15 protein-coding genes are annotated in these 17,426 nt (G+C 61.5%); 8 read left to right on the plus strand and 7 right to left on the minus strand.

Annotated features, from left to right (window positions below; genetic code table 11):
- The first annotated feature begins 235 nt into the window (after window positions 1–235).
- On the plus strand, window positions 236–1,798 hold the full coding sequence (locus BLW50_RS11820; protein ID WP_090702197.1) for an OpgD/OpgG family glucan biosynthesis protein: 1,563 nt from the start codon (window positions 236–238) through the stop codon (window positions 1,796–1,798).
- On the plus strand, window positions 1,786–3,990 hold the full coding sequence (gene mdoH, locus BLW50_RS11825) for a glucans biosynthesis glucosyltransferase MdoH (RefSeq protein WP_090702200.1): 2,205 nt from the start codon (window positions 1,786–1,788) through the stop codon (window positions 3,988–3,990). Before BLW50_RS11820 ends, mdoH begins: the two co-directional genes overlap by 13 nt.
- Before the next feature lie 105 nt (window positions 3,991–4,095).
- On the opposite strand, the gene BLW50_RS11830 is transcribed toward mdoH, so the two are convergent.
- Entirely contained in the window at window positions 4,096–4,953 is an 858-nt protein-coding gene (locus BLW50_RS11830; RefSeq protein ID WP_090702204.1) for a hypothetical protein, read from the minus strand.
- A gap of 217 nt (window positions 4,954–5,170) precedes the next feature.
- Here BLW50_RS11830 and BLW50_RS11835 point away from each other — a divergent pair, with 217 nt between their 5' ends.
- Together BLW50_RS11835 and BLW50_RS11840 are read left to right on the plus strand one after the other, a co-directional pair.
- Entirely contained in the window at window positions 5,171–5,881 is a 711-nt protein-coding gene (locus BLW50_RS11835) for a CDP-alcohol phosphatidyltransferase family protein (RefSeq protein ID WP_090702209.1), read from the plus strand.
- Window positions 5,882–5,932: 51 nt separating this feature from the next.
- Entirely contained in the window at window positions 5,933–7,642 is a 1,710-nt protein-coding gene (locus BLW50_RS11840; protein ID WP_090702213.1) for a glycosyltransferase, read from the plus strand.
- A gap of 100 nt (window positions 7,643–7,742) precedes the next feature.
- On the opposite strand, the gene BLW50_RS11845 is transcribed toward BLW50_RS11840, so the two are convergent.
- From BLW50_RS11845 to BLW50_RS11870, 6 genes are all read right to left on the minus strand, one after another.
- A complete protein-coding gene (locus tag BLW50_RS11845; RefSeq protein ID WP_090702216.1) occupies window positions 7,743–8,945 on the minus strand; it encodes a polysaccharide biosynthesis/export family protein in 1,203 nt (400 codons plus the stop codon).
- A gap of 488 nt (window positions 8,946–9,433) precedes the next feature.
- Window positions 9,434–9,925, minus strand: coding sequence for an acyltransferase (locus BLW50_RS11850; RefSeq protein WP_090702219.1), 492 nt, complete (start codon window positions 9,923–9,925; stop codon window positions 9,434–9,436).
- 17 nt (window positions 9,926–9,942) lie between these two features.
- The gene (locus tag BLW50_RS11855) at window positions 9,943–10,695 is read right to left on the minus strand and encodes a cephalosporin hydroxylase family protein (RefSeq protein WP_090702222.1); all 753 of its coding nucleotides are present in this window, start codon (window positions 10,693–10,695) and stop codon (window positions 9,943–9,945) included.
- Window positions 10,695–11,528: an NAD-dependent epimerase/dehydratase family protein gene (locus BLW50_RS11860; RefSeq protein ID WP_090702224.1), complete on the minus strand. Its 834-nt coding sequence runs from the start codon at window positions 11,526–11,528 to the stop codon at window positions 10,695–10,697. Before BLW50_RS11860 ends, BLW50_RS11855 begins: the two co-directional genes overlap by 1 nt.
- The gene (locus BLW50_RS11865) at window positions 11,525–12,424 is read right to left on the minus strand and encodes a glycosyltransferase family 2 protein (protein WP_090702227.1); all 900 of its coding nucleotides are present in this window, start codon (window positions 12,422–12,424) and stop codon (window positions 11,525–11,527) included. The genes BLW50_RS11860 and BLW50_RS11865 overlap by 4 nt, the downstream gene beginning before the upstream one ends.
- A 6-nt stretch (window positions 12,425–12,430) precedes the next feature.
- On the minus strand, window positions 12,431–13,681 hold the full coding sequence (locus tag BLW50_RS11870; RefSeq protein WP_090702230.1) for a glycosyltransferase family 61 protein: 1,251 nt from the start codon (window positions 13,679–13,681) through the stop codon (window positions 12,431–12,433).
- Window positions 13,682–13,794: 113 nt separating this feature from the next.
- Between BLW50_RS11870 and rfbF the strand changes: the two genes are divergently transcribed.
- From rfbF to BLW50_RS11890, 4 genes are read left to right on the plus strand one after another with little or no spacing between them, the layout of a single operon-like run.
- Window positions 13,795–14,568 carry a glucose-1-phosphate cytidylyltransferase gene (gene rfbF, locus BLW50_RS11875; RefSeq protein ID WP_090702232.1) on the plus strand — a complete coding sequence of 258 codons (774 nt, stop codon included), beginning with the start codon at window positions 13,795–13,797 and terminating at the stop codon, window positions 14,566–14,568.
- Entirely contained in the window at window positions 14,565–15,641 is a 1,077-nt protein-coding gene (rfbG, locus tag BLW50_RS11880; RefSeq protein ID WP_244544215.1) for a CDP-glucose 4,6-dehydratase, read from the plus strand. The genes rfbF and rfbG overlap by 4 nt, the downstream gene beginning before the upstream one ends.
- Before the next feature lie 6 nt (window positions 15,642–15,647).
- Window positions 15,648–16,895 carry a class I SAM-dependent methyltransferase gene (locus BLW50_RS11885; protein WP_090702236.1) on the plus strand — a complete coding sequence of 416 codons (1,248 nt, stop codon included), beginning with the start codon at window positions 15,648–15,650 and terminating at the stop codon, window positions 16,893–16,895.
- On the plus strand, window positions 16,895–17,425 hold the full coding sequence (locus tag BLW50_RS11890) for a dTDP-4-dehydrorhamnose 3,5-epimerase family protein (RefSeq protein ID WP_090702238.1): 531 nt from the start codon (window positions 16,895–16,897) through the stop codon (window positions 17,423–17,425). The genes BLW50_RS11885 and BLW50_RS11890 overlap by 1 nt, the downstream gene beginning before the upstream one ends.
- Window position 17,426: the final 1 nt, after the last annotated feature.

Consider the following 17,426-nt stretch of genomic DNA (forward strand, 5'->3'; position numbering starts at 1 on the left):
TGGACATATTCCGGGCAGATTCACCGCGGGAACCGGGTTTTAGGGCAAATGTGTTTCAACTGAAACGCGATTTTGCCCTCGATTTCTGGGTTTGACGCGTCTTTCGGACACCAAGCCCGGTGGAACTCCAATTCGGAGGTTCGCCAGTCAAAAGTCGTCGCATTGACGTAGCGATTTGATATATGGAGATCAAGGCGCGCAGGATCGCTGAGACGACTAGGATAGAAGTGCATTCATGTATCGGCGTAGGGATTTTCTGAAACTGGCCGCCGGGGCCGCCCTGCCCTCGAACACGCTCCTCTCTACTCCTGCCGCGGCGCAGACCCAGAACGGGATCGAGGCTGCCGCGGCCCTCCTTGCCACCGGGCCTTTCGATCCCGGCAAGGTTATCGACCTGGCGCGGGCGATGTCGAAACAGCCGATACGGCGCACGGCGATAGACCTGCCGGAGAGCCTGCAAAATCTCAACTATGAGCAATATGCCCAAATTCGCCGGCTGCCCGACTCTAACATCTGGGCCGGCGCCCAGACCGGCTATGCCATAGAACCCCTGCATCGCGGTTTCATCTTCAACGCGCCGATGCAGATTTTCATCGTCGAAAACGGCAATACGGTTCGCGTCAATTATGACCCGTCCGACTTCACCTTCGGCAAGAACGCAGCCCCCACCGATAAGCGCGATCTTGGCTTCGCCGGCTTCCGTATTCTACAGACCGGTAGCGAGGGCACACGCGAGGCCGCGATCTTCTACAGCGCCGGTTTCTATCAAACGATCGCACGGGGGCAGACGCCCGGCGTTGCAGCGCGCGGCCTTTCGATCCGCACCGCCGACACCAAGGCCGAGGAGTTTCCCAATTTCGTCGCCACCTGGATCGAGCGACCGGTGCTGGCGGCCAATCTGATCGTCGTTCACGCCATCCTCGATTCCGACAGTGTCGTTGGCGCCTACCGCTTCACGCTGCGGCCGGGCGAGATGACCATTGTGGACACCGAATGCACGCTGTTTCCGCGCGTCGCCGTCGATCACTACGGTCTGGCGACGATGCAGGGCACCTATCTCTACGGTCAGATCGACCGCCGGCGTGGCGATGACGTGCGCCCCGGGGTCTACGACATATCAGGTCTGTCCATGCTCTCCGGCAAGGGGGAATGGATCTGGCGGCCGGCCTCCAACCGTCAGACGTTGCAGGTGTCGGCCTTTGTCGATGAAAATCCGCGCGGTTTCGGCCTGCTGCAGCGCGACCGCAACTTCGCTGCCTTCATGGATGACGATCAGCACTGGGAGCGGCGCCCGTCTCTCTGGGTCGAACCCATCGGCGACTGGGGGCCGGGCTTCGTCACCTTGCTGGAAATTCCGGCGGAGGCGCAGACCAATCAGAACATTGTCGCCTATTGGCGCTCGCGCAACAGCCTGGCGGCCGGGGCCGAGGCCGCCTTCGCCTACCGTCAATATTGGTGCTGGACGCCGCCCGAGCGGCCGCCCTTCGCCATTGCCGTCCGCTCGCGGTCGGGCCGCTCCCCTGGCACACCGACCAATGCCAGACGGCGACGGTTCCAAATCGAATTCACCGGCGATATTCTGGGCGATGAAAAAGCCTCGCCGAATGTGACCCCGCAGGCCACCGCCGCCATGGGTACGATCGTCGCTGTGCGCCAAGTGCTGGCGCGCGAGGAAAAAGCGGCGCGGATCACCCTCGACGTGGACGCCGGCAACGAGCAGGCGTGCGAGTTGCGGCTGCTCCTCGAATCCAACGGCAAGCCTGTTAGCGAAACCTGGTTATTCAGATGGACTCCGTGACCGATCACCTTTCCGCGCCAACGGACCAAGCCAGCAGCAACGTGCAGGATCCTCGTTTGCAATCGGCCATGCCCGCCGAGGCGCCGCTGGCCATGCCACAGCAATCGCTGGCGACCTTCGATCCTGCCACGGCTTACAAGGCGACCCGCCAGGGCGAGGATTGGAGCACTTGGGCGGCGCGCGTGCTGGTTTTCGGCGGCGGCGTGGCCCTCACCGCCTATGGCGCCAATGAAATGTACGGCGTCATCAACGTCGGCTCGATCACCGCGCTGAAATGGGCGTTGCTGGTGCTGTTCACCATCAACTTCTCCTGGATCGCCCTGTCTTTCATGAGTGCGATCGGCGGTTTCATCTGGCTGTTCCTGCATAACCGCAACAAGCCAGGTGTCGCCCCCACCCTGACGACCCGCACCGCCGTCGTCATGCCGATCTACAACGAGGCGCCCGAGCGCGTCTTCGGCGCCTTGCAGGCGATGATCGAGGACGTGCAGCGCACCGGGCGCGACGATCATTTCGACTGGTTCTTCCTGTCCGACACGACCAACCCGGAAGTCTGGATCGCCGAGGAAAGGGCCTTCGAGGCCCTGCGCGCGCAGATTGGCGACACCGCCAATGTTTATTATCGGCATCGCCCCAACAATACGGCGCGCAAAGCCGGCAATATCGCTGATTTCGTCACCCGCTGGGGTGGCCACTACGAGCACATGGTCGTGCTCGATGCCGACAGCCTGATGGCCGGCCCGACGATCGTTGCCCTGGTGGCCGCGATGGAGGCCGACCCCGACGCTGGCATCATCCAGACCTTGCCGCTGATCATGAACCGCAACACGTTCCTGGCCCGGTTGCAGCAGTTCGCAGCGCGCATCTACGGACCGATTATCGCGGCGGGCCTGGCGCTCTGGTCGGGCCGCAAAGGCAATTACTGGGGCCATAACGCCATCATCCGCACGCGGGCCTTCGCGGCCTGCTGCGGCCTGCCGAACCTGCGCGGCAAGCCGCCGTTCGGCGGCCATATCCTCAGCCATGATTTCGTCGAGGCGGCCTTGTTGGTGCGCGCCGGCTATGCCGTCTACATGCTGCCGGCGCTCGGCGGCAGCTATGAAGAGAGCCCGCCCTCGCTGATCGACATCGCCGCCCGCGACCGGCGCTGGTGCCAGGGCAATCTGCAGCACACGCGCCTGCTCCTGACCAAGAAACTGAAGCTCGCCAGCCGCCAGCATTTCACCACCGGCATCATGGGCTATCTGTCCTCACCGGTCTGGATGGCACAACTGCTCGTTGGTATCGCCCTGGTGCTGCAAGCGAGCTTCATTCGCCCGGAATATTTCACCCACGAATTCGCTATGTTCCCGGACTGGCCGATATTCGACTACGAACGCGCCTTGAAACTGTTCGGGGTGACCATGGCGGTGCTGCTGGCGCCAAAATTCATGGGCCTGCTCTATGCCCTCTTCCGCGCGCCGACGCGGCGCGTGACGGGCGGCGTGATCGGCCTATCGGCCTCTTTCATCATCGAGTTGATTTTCTCGGCGCTGATCGCGCCGATCATGATGGTCATCCAGACCGGCGCCGTCTTGCAGATCGTCTCCGGCCGCGACACCGGCTGGCAACCGCAGCGGCGCGACGACGGCTCGATTCCGATCCTTCATATCGTGCGCCGCCACCGCTCGCACGTGGCGCTTGGCTTCCTGACCCTGATCGCCGGCTATCTGATTTCACCGTCGCTCGTCGCCTGGATGTCGCCAACGATCGCTGGTTTGATTCTGGCCATTGTCATCTCCTGGGCCAGCGGTCAATTGTGGATCGGACTCGCGCTGCGTCGTCTGGGCATTCTGGTGACGCCGGAAGAAACCTCGCCACCGCGGGTTGCGACCCGGGCGAGCGAACTTATGACAAGGCTCACGCCGGACGAGAGTGTCGAAGTCGACTCCATCAAGGCCGTGCATGGCGACAGCAAGTTCCGCGCGCTGCATGAGGCGATGCTGCCCAGCCTTGAACGGCACAAGCGCGGCGTGGTTGACCCCGCCCGAGCGGTCGCCGAGGCCAAACTCAACGATGCCGAAACAATCACTGAAGCAGCGGACTGGCTGAAGCCGCGCGAACGCATGATCGTCTTGCATGATCGCTCGCTGCTCAACCTGCTGAGCCGGCTGAAATCCGAAGAAACGGCACCGGCCCAAACAACCGGCTAGAGCAAATCACGTTTCGGTAGAAACGTGATTTTGCTTGGATCCTTATTTGGACGCGCCTTCATAGCGCTCGACGATTCCGTCGAGGCATTTGCGAGCGAAGTGCGCTCAGTAGCCGTCCGCGTCGATTTCGCCATTGGTGGTCGTAACCACCCATTGGCCGTTGCGACGGAGAATCGCCTCCACCCGACCCGCGCCCGGCAGTAGCGTACCGGGCCACACATCCACCGGACCGCGATGGCTATGAACCACCGCGCTGCCATTACGAACTTCACCCAGCACGTAACCGCCCGGCGGCGGCCCCGACCGTAAACGCGGCGCCGGAGGCGTGGCCGAAGCCGGGAAATTATTCTTGGCAGCGACCGGCCGCGACGTTTGAGAGCCGCCTTGAGCCGTACCTTGCGGGGGAATCTGGGGCCAGACTTGGGCTTGCGGCGCGGGACGGGCAATGGACCCCGTCGGCGCCTGCCCCGCTTCAAGCTTGTCGAGCCGCTCGGTGAGCTGGGTTAGTTTCAAATTGGCTTCGTCGCGCTGGGCCTGAACCAGCCGCTGGCCGTTGCGTAGCGTCTCGATATCTTTGCCCGCACCTTCCACCAGCTTGCGCAGCGCGCTCAGGTCAGCGGCATGTTGCTGATGCAGAGCCGCCTCACGCTCCCGGGCTTGGTCTTCGACGGCAGCGAGGCGGGTGCTAAATTGCGCCAAATCGGCCCCCATCGCGTGATCGCGTGGGGCATGGGCGCCGGAGTACCAGCCGACGGCGGCCGCGACGGCGATGGTCGCCACCTGCAGCGACAGGCGGAGCCAGGGCCGCGGCGCCGCTGAATAGGTGAAAGAAAAGGGCGGTGCGTCCGCGCCGGGCTGTCCATCCCTGGGCAGAAGCCTGGCCTTGACCGGTTTGCTCTGCGCCCGAGCCGCCCCCTCCGAGGCCAAAATCTGCGCAAAATCGTCGTCCGATACACCGCTCATGACCGCCTACTCGTGAAAACCGTTCACAGCCGATCATCATTCGTTAGGCTTAATGAAGACTAAACCGCCACTTTCTCCTGTAGATTCAGGCCAAATCATGCCAATTTAACAAGCAGCGGCAAAGCAGCGGTTTGCGTTTCCCATCGCGTCGGAAAGCAATTAGAAAGCCGCGTGACCCAAGGTGGCGACGGGCGACCGGGACAAGGTTCGATTCTATATGACTGATAATGCCGGCCCCGCCACGCGGAGCTACAACCGAATTCACGACAGTGCGGTCGGCCGTTGGGAGAAACCCCTGCTGCGGGCCATGGCCGCGCGGACGCCAGCCTGGATCATGCCCGACCACCTGACGATGCTCGGCGTCGCCGGCGCTGTGTTCACGGGCGTCTGCTACGCGGCCACGGTCTGGTCGCCCTTGTTTCTGATCGGTTCCAGTTTCGGCCTGTTCATCAACTGGGTCGGCGACTCCCTCGACGGCAACCTGGCCCGCTATCGCGGCATCGAACGCCCGCGCTACGGTTTCTTCGTCGACCATACGTCCGATATCTTCTCGCAGATGGTCGTCGCCTTCGGCCTCGGCCTGTCGATCTATATGCGCTTCGACGTCGCCTGCCTGGTGCTGATCGCCTATTTAATGGTCTCGGTGTACACCTACATCCGCATGCAAGCGACGCGGGTCATGCAGATTTCCTACGCGGGCTTCGGCCCGACGGAACTTCGCATTCTCATGCTTGTCATGCACGGTGTGGCTTATACCGTCGGACCGCAGCAATATCGCGTGCCGGCAATTGGCCCCCTGTCCGTATTCGACATAGGCGCACTCATCCTCTTCGTTATTGGCGTCGTTTCTGTTTTCGTCGGCGCCATCACAACCGCCAAACAGATTGCCCATGAAGACCAACCGCCGGTGCCTGCACCAGGAGAGTAGCGTTTACCCCGCAACACTGGCCGCTGGTCGGTCATTGTCCAAGGTTGCCACATGAAGGCTGTATCGCCACTCGTAAAACAGCAGGTACCGATTTCCTGGAGTGACGATCTCTCGCAATTGCGGCGGGAGGCAACCGTCTCCCATGCCAATGGCAAATGGGCATCAGCCAAGAAATCGTTCGAACAGCTCGTCAACAAGGATGGCGAGAACTTCAAGAACTGGCTGGGTCTCGGCGAATGTTGGCTCAATCTCGACGATCCCGTGCGGGCGCAGGAGATATTGCGCAAGGCCGTAGCGCTGCGCCCCGGCGACGCGCGGGCACGCCTGCAATTGGGGCGCGCGCTTGACCGCGACGGACGGCGGCTGGGCGCCCTGCATCAATGGCGCACGGCCAAGGCGCTGAAGCCGCGGATTGAATTGACAAGCGACGAGCGCCAGCGCGTCGCCCACAGCGTCGACAGCTTTCGCAAGGCGCTGGGCGATAATGCCACCCACTCGATCTTCCTCGATATTTCCGACGTGCTGCGCTTCCTGCGCCGCAACCTCAACCTGACCGGCATCCAACGCGTTCAAGTCGGCGTCATCGTTTCGGTCTTGCAGTCGCATATGGCCGAAGGCGTGCAGATGGGTTTCTGCGGCCGCAAGATCGGCACCGCCCATACGGTGCCTCTCGACCTGCTGTCGGACCTGATCGACGAGGTCAACCATCCAAAGATTTCGCGTAGCCGGCTCAACGAGCTTCTGCACGCCATCGCCGAGACATCACCAGAAGCGACCTTCAAGGACGGCGACGTCTTCCTCACCCTCGGCGTGTTCTGGATCTTCACCTCCTACGCCAAGACGATCACGGAACTGAAGGCACAGGGCGTCAAGATCGGCGTGTTCGTTCACGATGTCATCCCGCTGACTCACCCCGATTACTTTGTCTTCGTCCATTCCATCGCCTATCGCGTGCAATTCAACCGGGTGATGTCGATCATCGATTTCGCCTGCGCGACATCAGGCTATGTCGCCAGCGAGCTGAAGAAGGCGATGACGAGCAAATTGAAACGCTCTGTCCCCGTCATCTCCGTACCGTTGGCGCAGGAACTTCCCCATGCGGTCGCTGCGGCGGACGCTGAATTCATCGCCAAGCTGCCGCGCGAATATGTGCTCAGCGTTGGAACGCTGGAAATCCGCAAGAACCATATGCTGCTGCTCGATGTCTGGGCGGCGTTGCACAAGAAATACAACGGCAAGATCCCGACCCTCGTCCTCGTCGGCAAATGGGGATGGAAAATCAAACCGTTTCGCCGCGCGCTGGAAAACTCGGGCTTCGTCGACGGCAAGATCCTCGTCATGGGTGGTATTTCAGAAGCCCGCCTCGCCCATCTCTATCGCAATTGCATGTTCACCGTCTTCCCAAGCTTCGTCGAAGGCTGGGGCTTGCCGGTGAGCGAAAGCCTTGCCTATGGCAAGCCGTGCATCACATCGAAACTGAGCTCGATGCCGGAAGTCGGCGGCGCGCTGGCGCGCTATATCGACCCCTTCGATACAAAAGCGGCCCAAACCACCATCGAACGGGCGATCATGGATCGTACCGATCTGGCCGATTGGACCAAGATGGTGCGCCGCAATTTCAAAGTGCGTAGCTGGGCCATGGTCACCGACGACCTCCTGGCCGGTGTCACACGGGTGGCTGACAACCTGCGCCACAAAGGCAAAGCCACCGGCAAAGTCCCAGGCAAGACCAGCGACGTGCGCACCCGCGCGTTCAGCTAGCCCCTCCGTTCAACGCCATTCCTGAAACGCAAACGGCCGGCTTTCGCCGGCCGTTTCGTATCCATCAAAGGCGACCGGCCTAAGCCGGTCGCCGAGAGGCTTATTTCTTGGTGATGTTGTAGACCGCCGCGCCACTCGAGGCGACCGAGGCGAGGTTCGCGAACGGCATCATGGCTGCGTTGATCATATCCAACGTCTTGCGGCTGTCGTAGTTCGGCGAGTTCGAGATGTACAACACGTCGCGGTGGAACATGGGGAAACGCTGCGCCAGGAAGATGTTGTTGGCGTCGCTCATGTCGATCCGATAGACGACCGGCACCGCGCCCTGCCCCAGTAGGGAGCTGTTGGGACGAAGCATGCGGGCAATGTTATCGGGCTCATAGCGGAAGATGAACACGCCCTTCGGGTCAGCCCGGAAGTCCTGAAGGCCGCCGACCTTGGCGATCGCCTGCGACAAGGTCATGCCACCGGCTTCGAACGGAACCTGCGCATTGGCGCCGGTCGCGCCGACCGCCATGAAGTACTGCGGCTCACGCAGCACCGCCAGAACGTCGTCGGCGCGCAGATAAATATTCTCACGCGGATCGTTCATGACACGCGTAAACGGAACGCGCGCCGTGCGATTGCCACGGGTCAACTGCACGAAAGTTTCGTAGGACGGCCCACGCAAGCCGCCGGCCGTGGCGATCACGTCCAGCACCTTATCGCCCCGCACGGTCAGCGGGATGCGGGCGCCGCCGGCGACCTCGCCGGTGATCGTCACCGAACTGCTCACCGGTCGGGTGACGTTGACGATGACCTGCGGCTGGATCGCCTTGCCTTCAAGCGCCTGCTCGACGGTCTTTTCCACATTGCGCGGATACTGACCGGCAACGCGGATACGGCCGGCGTAAGGCACGGTGATGGAGCCGTCACGGCCAACCGGCTGGTCCGGCATGGTCGCGCTCTTCGAGCCGGCGTTGACCGGGCCGAGAACCGCGGGGCCAGAGAACAGACCACCGGGGGCAGCTTCCCAGATCGTCACGGAAATATAGTCGCCGACGCCGATGGTCGGCTCGGCCGAAGGGCGGTAATCGCCAAAACTGCTGCGCAGGCTGTCGGGACCCCGACGCGCCAGAATACTCAGAACCGGATCGCTGACGTCGACCAGCTCGTAACGCGTCACCAGACCTGCAGCTTGGCCATCGGCGGTCACGGCCTGAGCCGTGGCCTGAACCATGACCTCCTCCGCGCTGGGGCCAGCCACGGGATTCGCGCAGCCCGCCAGGGAGACGGCCACAACAAGCAGACAAAATACTCTCATGAGTCCCTTCAAACTAACCGCGCCTGCATTAACACTGACGTTCGTCACGCGCCAGACGGGATTCAACGCCCAGCTCGTTTTTACTGTCTACTAATACGGAAGAAATCTAGTTAATTTCGATACTTACCGAAAGACTAACTTGGACACAGCTCATTAAAGGTAGCAAGTGTGGTTAATTTATCGCGCCACTTGTGCGCGATTTTATTAACTTTTGGCCGCCCCTGCGCCGCAACGTCGCAGCCTACCTGCCACTACGTTTCCACGCCCTCCGCACCACCCTGGTTGGCTTAACCCGGGGTTAAGATTGCCGCTGGTTAACGCTTCGCCGCTGGTCGGTCCAACTGTCGCTTAGGCCGCCCCGGGCCATGATGCCTGTGTCAGCGGCGTACCCCGTCCCCAACCGCTGGCACCGCCGCCAAGGGGCCGTGCGGTTCTCTCCCACCGAGAACCCGCGGCCCCGCTTTTTAGCCGGTTCCCGATTCGCTCCGTCAGCCGCCCCGCACGCCAATCCGGCGCAGCGGGTTCCCAGCCATGATCGCATAGGCTTCGATCTCGCCCCGCACGAGCGAGCCGGCGCCTATCACGACGCCACGCCGAATCACCGTTCCGTCGAGCAGGACGCAATTGGCGCCGATCCAGACGTCATCCTCGATGAGGATACCGCCGCGCGACGGCAGGAAGCCCTGGCGATTAAACGGCACGTCACGCTGCGCGTAATTGTGGTTGGTAGGGGCGAAGGTGCAATTGGCGGCGACCGCGCAATCGGCGCCAATGCTGATGCCGTTGCCCGTGTAGAGGACACAGCCGGAATTGATGACCGAGCGCGGCCCGATAACGAGATCGCCCGCACCGCCAGCCGGTTTCACCTTCACAAACGAATCGATGACGACATTGTCGCCGATCACGATGCGCGTGCCACGCACCGAATCTTCGATATCGGCGAGCGGCGAAACGCGGGCGGTGGCAGCGATCTCGATCATGATGCCTGTCTGGCTTCTTATTTGCGCCGCAGGAAACCGTCCGGCGCCGACGTCAGCAGAACCTTATCCTCGATCGACTTGTCGATCTCGAATTCCGGATGGGACTTCAGATAGGCATGGATCGCGGTCTTCGGATTGTTGCCCTTGGCCCACGGCCGATCGGTCCAGACGAAGTCGTCGGGCATGTCCTCGATGAAAGTGTCGAAGACGACGCAATAGCTGCCGCTGGTGACCAGCGGCGCGTAAAGCTCAAGCTCCTTCAGCACATGATCGTGGGTGTGGTTGGAGTCGAGGCAGACGAGCACGGTCTTCTTACCGGCGACCCGTTCCTTCACCTTGGCAGCTGTGGCCGCGTCAGTGGACGATCCCTCGATCAGGGTGACGCGCTTGGCCATCGGATGGCTTTCGATCGCCTGGCGATTGTGAGCGCGGATTTCAATGTCGACGCCGACCACCTCACCCTTGCCCAACACTTCAAGCAATGAGGCATACATGAGGACCGCACCACCGTGGGCAATGCCGCACTCGACGATAATGTCCGGCTGGATCGCCAGAACGAGTTCCTGCATGGCCACCATGTCGCCCGGCAGCTGGATCAGCGGGCGCGACCACCAGGAGAAGTTGTTCATATATTTGCGGTCGAGCGCCATCGCCCGCCATTGGTTCGACAGCTGGCGGAACTCTTCGTCCTTGGCCAAGGCTTCGATCCGCTGGCGCTTCTCGTCGCGATAATCGGCATGCGCGCCCGGTGTGGTTTCGAAATACGTCATTATTGATCCTTCCGGGACTGCAGCGTCCTTTTGATATAATCGGCAAAATAAGCGGTGAAGGGCGCCGGCACAAATCCGAACTCGGACGTGATCCTGGCCACATCGATCGGCGGGAAATCGGTGCGCGCGGCAGCCTCGTCCATGACCATCGACCAACCGGTCTGCCGGGCGATTGCTTCCAGCACCTGGCGGTGACTGGTTTGGGCGCCGCTGGCGACATTATAAATGGTTTCGCGGCCGCGCTCGGAAATGGCTGATATCAAGCCCAGCGCATCGTCGAGCGCGATATAGTCCTTGGCTGAATCTGGATGGCTGTGCAGCGCAATGGCGCCGCTTTGCAGCCCCTCGTGCAAGAGCTGATCGAGAAACGAATCCTGCTTGCTATCGCCGCCAACGACATTGGACAGGCGGACGATACGTATCTGCGGATGGCCGCTGTTGAGGCAGACACTCTCGCCAGCAATCTTGCTGATGTTATAGAGAGCGCTCGGCGAAGCCGGGCTGACCGAGATCGCCGCCGCCTCGTTGGTGCGCAGATTGCCTTCATAGACACGCGTCGACGACAGATAGGTCAGTGAAGCAAACGTGCCCTGGCGCAGCAGTTTCGTGATCTGCGTCACATGCGCTTCCATCGTGTCGAAGGGGCGCGTGCGAAAATCAGCGGTGACGCCGATGGCGTAGATCACATGGCCGAGGGGCTCATCGAGCGGCAGTCCATCGCCATGATCATGACGATTGATCGCCCGCACTGAGCGGCCCTGCCCGCGCAAATGTTTCACCAGCGCGCCACCGATGAAGCCCGAAGCGCCCAGAATGGTAAAATCGGCGCTCATTGCGAAACCAGCCCGCCCTTTTCGGCGATGCCGAGTACGTCACGCTTGAAGCGGCGGCGGATCACCTTGCGGAACTTGTAGACGCGCTTGCCCGTATAGGCCCACACCATCCAACGGTAGAACAGAGCTGACACGCCGCCGATCTTACGCTCAGCCAGATCATCGCGCAGCACCGCGAGAAAGCGGCTGCGCAGATCTTCCATCAGCGCCAATTCGACTTCGACGCGCGGACGACGTTTTGCGCCTCCCGGACGGATGCGCCGCAAAACCTGATTGAACGTGACGGTATCAACACCGAGCGCCGTGTTGTCGAAGAGATAGGGAAACAAGGTGAGATGATCGGCCGCCCATTGGTGGCGATAGCGCGTCACCACCGTGTTCATCCGTGCCACCAGAGGCTCACGGCGGAACAGGCAATAGATCCAGCTTGGATGCGACTGGAACAACAGTTTCCAGCGCGTCAGCGGCCCGGTGCCTGGACCGACCTGCGGCACCGGAAAGGTGCGCGGATGGGCACCGTCAAGATCGCACGAAATAACGCGGGCGCCGGCCATCAGCTTATCGGGATTGGCTTCGAGCGCCGCATGGAGCTTGCCGACAAAATCCGGTTCGACCTGATCGTCGCAAGCCCGCCACAGGAAGTAAGGCGAGGTGGCCGCGTTCAGCACATCGTTGAAATTCAACAGCGCGCCGCGATTCTCTGTCTGCCGGAAATAGCGAAAGCGCGAATCACGGGCGACAAAGCGCTGGGCAATCTCCGGCGTCGCATCGGTGGAGGCGTTGTCATAAATGAGGATTTCGACGTCGGTGAACGGCTGGGTGCGCAGCGCTTCCAGCGCTCGCTCCAGCAGAACCTCCTCATTATAAACCGGAACGCCTATGGTGATTGCAGCCATGATCCATCAATCCGGCGGGGGGAACGGGGGCACCGCCGATGCGGACGGTTCCTTACTCAACCCATCCGCTGGTGGCAAACCGGCAAGAATTCGCCGTATTTCCGCCTGAAGCAGCGCCGGTTCGACCGAAAAGGCCTGCCAATAGTCGCCCTTGCCGCCAAAAACGGCCGAATAATCGAGCCCGAGACGGCGGGACAGCCAGAAATAGGGGCTCTTGATGAAATTGCCGGGGAAAATTTCAACGATCCGTGTGCCCGGCCGGCAAAACAGGATGTTGGTCAGCGCCGCGCCATGGACGGCGACGATGACATCGGCATCCCGGAAGGCCTCGATCTGGCCGCGCTGGTCATTGGCATCAGGCGCAAAACTCTGAAAGCCGTCGGCCGCGAGCATAGCGGCGATGTCGCTTTCATTCGTGAGACGGCGCAGCTTGCTCTTGCCACGCCCGACGAATATCCGCGAGGCGGCTTGCGTCTCGGGGCGCGATGGATAATGGGCCAGCAGAATGTCGCGCCAGCGATCCGCCTCAGCGCGATCGACCGGTAACCATTCGTGGGTCGCGGCAATGCGGATGAGCCACAAAACTGAACCGCCCGTGAGCTTTTCATCAGGCTGCATCTCGACCAGACGGACATCGGGATAAGCAGCGGCCAAAGCACGCAGCCCTTCGCGCTTGAACGTCGCCTCGCCGCTTGAATGCACGACATTCAAAATCTCGCCCTTGGGATGGAAATGGTCGAGATAATGCAGCAGCGGTAGCACATCATTGGCGATGAAATGGAAGTAATGGCTGCCGCTCTCGCACACTCTGTAGAGACCAGGCGGTATGCGCCGCTCACGCAGCCGAACCGGCTTGGCCAAATTCCAATCGGGCGTGCCATCGCGAAAATGCATCAGCGCCGTGTCGGAACGACGCAAGATCGTGTTGGTATGGCCAGCGATATCGCAGCCTTCGAGAATCGCACCTTGAGAAAACAGGGTCGAACGCCCCTGGGGATAGGTGCTGGTGTCGCCCAGATCATTCGCCATGGCCGGCCGCAGGATGGTCTCTACCTGCGCCGCGCTGGCGGTCAAACCGAACGGCTCGGCGACGTTTTCGATCACCCGGGCGGCGTTCTCCACGGCGGCGCGGGAGACGAGGGGGAAGGAGAAAGCCCGGCCGAGCGGCGGCGCAATTTTTACGAGAGCGCGCATGCCGGCCCAGCGGAGCCAGCGCACATTCAGGGTGCGACGCAGTACCGACTTTTTTCCGGCCATGATTTCAGACAGTTAGATTTAGCTTCCACGGCCGGGTGACGCCCTGCCCGGTTTGTAATGGCATGGGCAAGCCGCTATAGACAAACTCGAATTTCGAATGAGTTTTTGCACAAATGAGAGCAGTCATACTCGCAGGCGGCATGGGAACCCGGATTTCCGAGGAATCCCACCTGCGCCCCAAGCCCATGATCGAGATCGGCGGTCGGCCGATCCTGTGGCACATCATGAAGATCTATTCGCACCATGGCATCAATGATTTCATCATCTGCCTTGGCTACCGCGGCTATATGATCAAGGAATATTTCGCCAACTACGTGCTGCATAATTCCGACATCACCATCGATGCCCGCGCCAATACGATCACCCATCACTCGACCACGGCCGAGCCGTGGACAGTGACCCTGGTCGATACCGGCGAACAGACGATGACCGGCGGACGGCTGAAGCGGGTGGCGCATTTTCTCGATCCGAACGAGCCGTTCTGCTTCACCTATGGTGACGGCGTCGGCAATATAGACATCGGCAAGACGGTGGATTTTCATCGCCAGCACGGCAAGCGCGCGACACTGACCGCCGTGATCCCGCCCGGCCGCTATGGCGCGTTGCGCTTTAACGGCGACCAGGTGACGGAATTCGTCGAGAAGCCACCGGGCGACAATGCCTTCATCAACGGCGGCTTCTTCGTGCTCAATCCCGATGTGGTCGACCTCGTCACCGACGATTCGATGGCCTGGGAAAGCAAGCCATTAGAAGCTCTGGCCTCAACCAATGAATTGATGGCTTGGCGCCATCACGGTTTCTGGCAGCCGATGGACACGCTGCGCGACAAGACGCAGCTTGAGAGCTTGTGGTCGAGCGGTAAGCCGCCGTGGAAAGTGTGGGCATGATGGCCGGCGAGAAATCCGTGCTGCCCGATCCCGCCTTCTGGGCCAACAAGCGCGTTCTGCTGACCGGACAAACCGGCTTCAAGGGCAGCTGGGCGGCGCTGTGGCTGACCAAGCTCGGCGCCAAGGTCACTGGCTTGGCCCTGCCTCCGGACACGGACCCGGCGCTGTTCGATCTGGCGCAAGTCGGCAATGACATCACATCGGTGATCGGCGATCTGCGCGACCGCTCGATGGTCGAAAGCGTGGTCGCCCGCGTCCGGCCGCAGATCGTCCTGCATCTCGCCGCACAGCCGATCGTGCGACGCGCGCTGGCCGAGCCTGTTGATACGATCGCCACCAATGTTCTGGGCACGGCGCAGGTGCTCGATGCCCTGCGCGCGGTCGAAGGGCTTGAGGCTGTCCTCATCGTCACGTCCGACAAGGTCTACGCCAATGACGATCAGGGCCTGGCCTTCGGCGAGCATGATGAGCTTGGCGGCAAGGACCCCTATTCCGCCTCGAAGGCCGCGGCGGAACTGATCACCCGCGCTTTCGCCAAAAGCTATTTCGAAAAGAATGGCGTGAAAGTCGCCACCGCACGCGGCGGCAATGTGATCGGCGGCGGCGACTATGCGGCCGACCGTATCGTGCCAGACATCGTGCGCGCGGCGGTGCGCGGCGAGAAGCTAATCCTGCGCATGCCACAGGCGACGCGCCCCTGGCAGCATGTACTCGACTGCCTGTGCGGCTATTTCGTCTATGCGCAGCAGCTGGTGGAAGGGCACGACCTGCCCCGGGCACTGAATTTTGGGCCGAAGCCTGGCGAGCATCTCACCGTCGGCGCTATCGCCGATACAATGCTGCGCTCGCTGTCGGATGATGCCGGTTGGGAACATGTGCCGCTCGACGGCAATATCGAAATGGCGACGCTCGCCGTCGATTCCAGCAAAGCCCGTCAGCTCCTCGGCTGGTCCGACCGGTTGACCGGCGACAGGCTGCTCGAATGGACCACCGATTGGTATCGCGCCATCAGCCAAGACGCCGACGCGCGCGAAATCACCCTGCAACAAATCGACCGCTATACGGATCTTTGATCATTCATGTCTGCTGATACATCCTCCGTGCCGAACTGCCGCTTTTGCGCGACGCCGCTGACCCACACCTTGGTGGATCTGGGGCCGACGCCATTGGCCAATTCCTATGTGACCCAGGCCGACGTCGACGCCGGCAAGGATCGCAAGTTCTCCCTGCATGCGCGCGTCTGCCCATCGTGCTTTCTGGTGCAGGTCGATGATTCCGTGCCTCCTGATGCGATCTTTTCCGATTACGCTTATTTCTCGTCCTATTCGGATTCATGGGTCGAACATGCACGCCGCTATGCGCAGGCGATGACCGAGCGGTTCGGGCTCGACAAGAACTCCCTCGTCGTCGAAGTCGCCTCCAACGACGGCTATCTGCTGAAGCATTTCGTCGCCAGTGGCATTCCGGTGCTCGGCGTCGAGCCGGCCGCCAATGTCGCCAAGGCGGCGGTGGCCATCGGCGTGCCGACGGAAGTCGCCTTCTTCGGTGAAGCCTGCGCGCAAGATCTGGTGCGCCGGGGCCATCGCGCCGATCTGACGGCTGCCAACAATGTGCTGGCCCACGTGCCCAACATTCTCGATTTCGCCAAGGGCTTCGCGACAATCCTGAAACCGCAGGGCGTCTCGACCTTCGAATTCCCGCATGTGCTGAATCTGATCCGCGAGATCCAGTTCGACACGATCTATCATGAGCATTTCTCTTATCTGTCGCTCGTGGCGGTGGAGAAGGTGTTCGCCAAGGCTGGCCTGCGCGTCTTCGACGTGGAGAAACTGCCGACGCACGGCGGCTCGCTGCGGCTGTTCGCCTGCCGCGCCGACGCGCAGCATCAGGAAACGCAGCGCCTGCGCGATCTCAGAGCCGAGGAAAAAGCGGCGCATCTCGACAGCCTCGCCGGCTATGAAGGTTTTGCGCCGAAGGTTGCGGAAGTGAAGCGCGGCTTCCTCGCTTTTCTCGCCAAGGCCAAAGCCGAAGGCAAAAAGGTCGCCGCCTATGGCGCCGCCGCCAAAGGCAACACCTTCCTCAATCATTGCGGCGTCACGAACGCCGATATCGTCTGTGTCTACGATCGCAGCCGCGAGAAACAGAACCATCTGCTGCCCGGCAGTCATATCCCGGTGCTGGCGCCTGAGCGGATCGGCGAGACCCGGCCGGATTATCTGGTCATCCTGCCGTGGAATCTGGCGACGGAGATTTCCGGACAGATGGCGAAGATCAGAGGCTGGGGCGGCCAGTTCGTCACAGCCATTCCGGAGATCAGGATTTTCTGATGCGCTTTGCTGCGACGAAAATAGCCGGGGTCACTCTGATCACGCTCGAACCGCATAGGGACGAGCGCGGCTTTTTCGCCCGCATCTATTGCCCGGAAGAATTCGCTGCCGCCGGCATCGATTTCACCTCGACGCAGATCAATCTGTCACGCAATCCCGCTCGTCACACGTTGCGCGGGCTGCACTATCAGGATGCGCCCTTCGCCGAAGCCAAAGTGGTGCGGCCGGTACGCGGTTCGATCTATGACGTGGCGGTCGATCTGCGCCGCGACAGCGCCACCTATGGCCAATGGGTGGCGCAGGAACTTTCGGCCGAACGCGGCGACGCCTTGTACATCGCCGAAGGGCTCGCGCATGGTTTTCTGACGCTCGAACCCGATACCGACGTGGTCTATCAGATGGGTCGCCCCTATGTGCCGGGACAGGCACGTGGTTTGCGCTATGACGATCCGGCGCTGGCCATCAGCTGGCCTGCCGCGCCTGCTATGATCGGCACGCAGGATCTCAACTGGCCCGCTTTCGTCCGCTGAT

Origin of the sequence: Beijerinckia sp. 28-YEA-48, assembly GCF_900104955.1 — a bacterium.
Lineage (GTDB): Bacteria > Pseudomonadota > Alphaproteobacteria > Rhizobiales > Beijerinckiaceae > Terripilifer.

What these genes read in the sequence shown, in the direction of transcription:
- BLW50_RS11820 (WP_090702197.1), top strand. Translation starts at nt 236, where the DNA reads ATGTATCGGCGTAGGGATTTTCTGAAACTGGCCGCCGGGGCCGCCCTG.
- mdoH (WP_090702200.1), top strand. Translation starts at nt 1,786, where the DNA reads ATGGACTCCGTGACCGATCACCTTTCCGCGCCAACGGACCAAGCCAGC.
- BLW50_RS11830 (WP_090702204.1), bottom strand. Translation starts at nt 4,953, where the DNA reads ATGAGCGGTGTATCGGACGACGATTTTGCGCAGATTTTGGCCTCGGAG.
- BLW50_RS11835 (WP_090702209.1), top strand. Translation starts at nt 5,171, where the DNA reads ATGACTGATAATGCCGGCCCCGCCACGCGGAGCTACAACCGAATTCAC.
- BLW50_RS11840 (WP_090702213.1), top strand. Translation starts at nt 5,933, where the DNA reads ATGAAGGCTGTATCGCCACTCGTAAAACAGCAGGTACCGATTTCCTGG.
- BLW50_RS11845 (WP_090702216.1), bottom strand. Translation starts at nt 8,945, where the DNA reads ATGAGAGTATTTTGTCTGCTTGTTGTGGCCGTCTCCCTGGCGGGCTGC.
- BLW50_RS11850 (WP_090702219.1), bottom strand. Translation starts at nt 9,925, where the DNA reads ATGATCGAGATCGCTGCCACCGCCCGCGTTTCGCCGCTCGCCGATATC.
- BLW50_RS11855 (WP_090702222.1), bottom strand. Translation starts at nt 10,695, where the DNA reads ATGACGTATTTCGAAACCACACCGGGCGCGCATGCCGATTATCGCGAC.
- BLW50_RS11860 (WP_090702224.1), bottom strand. Translation starts at nt 11,528, where the DNA reads ATGAGCGCCGATTTTACCATTCTGGGCGCTTCGGGCTTCATCGGTGGC.
- BLW50_RS11865 (WP_090702227.1), bottom strand. Translation starts at nt 12,424, where the DNA reads ATGGCTGCAATCACCATAGGCGTTCCGGTTTATAATGAGGAGGTTCTG.
- BLW50_RS11870 (WP_090702230.1), bottom strand. Translation starts at nt 13,681, where the DNA reads ATGGCCGGAAAAAAGTCGGTACTGCGTCGCACCCTGAATGTGCGCTGG.
- rfbF (WP_090702232.1), top strand. Translation starts at nt 13,795, where the DNA reads ATGAGAGCAGTCATACTCGCAGGCGGCATGGGAACCCGGATTTCCGAG.
- rfbG (WP_244544215.1), top strand. Translation starts at nt 14,565, where the DNA reads ATGATGGCCGGCGAGAAATCCGTGCTGCCCGATCCCGCCTTCTGGGCC.
- BLW50_RS11885 (WP_090702236.1), top strand. Translation starts at nt 15,648, where the DNA reads ATGTCTGCTGATACATCCTCCGTGCCGAACTGCCGCTTTTGCGCGACG.
- BLW50_RS11890 (WP_090702238.1), top strand. Translation starts at nt 16,895, where the DNA reads ATGCGCTTTGCTGCGACGAAAATAGCCGGGGTCACTCTGATCACGCTC.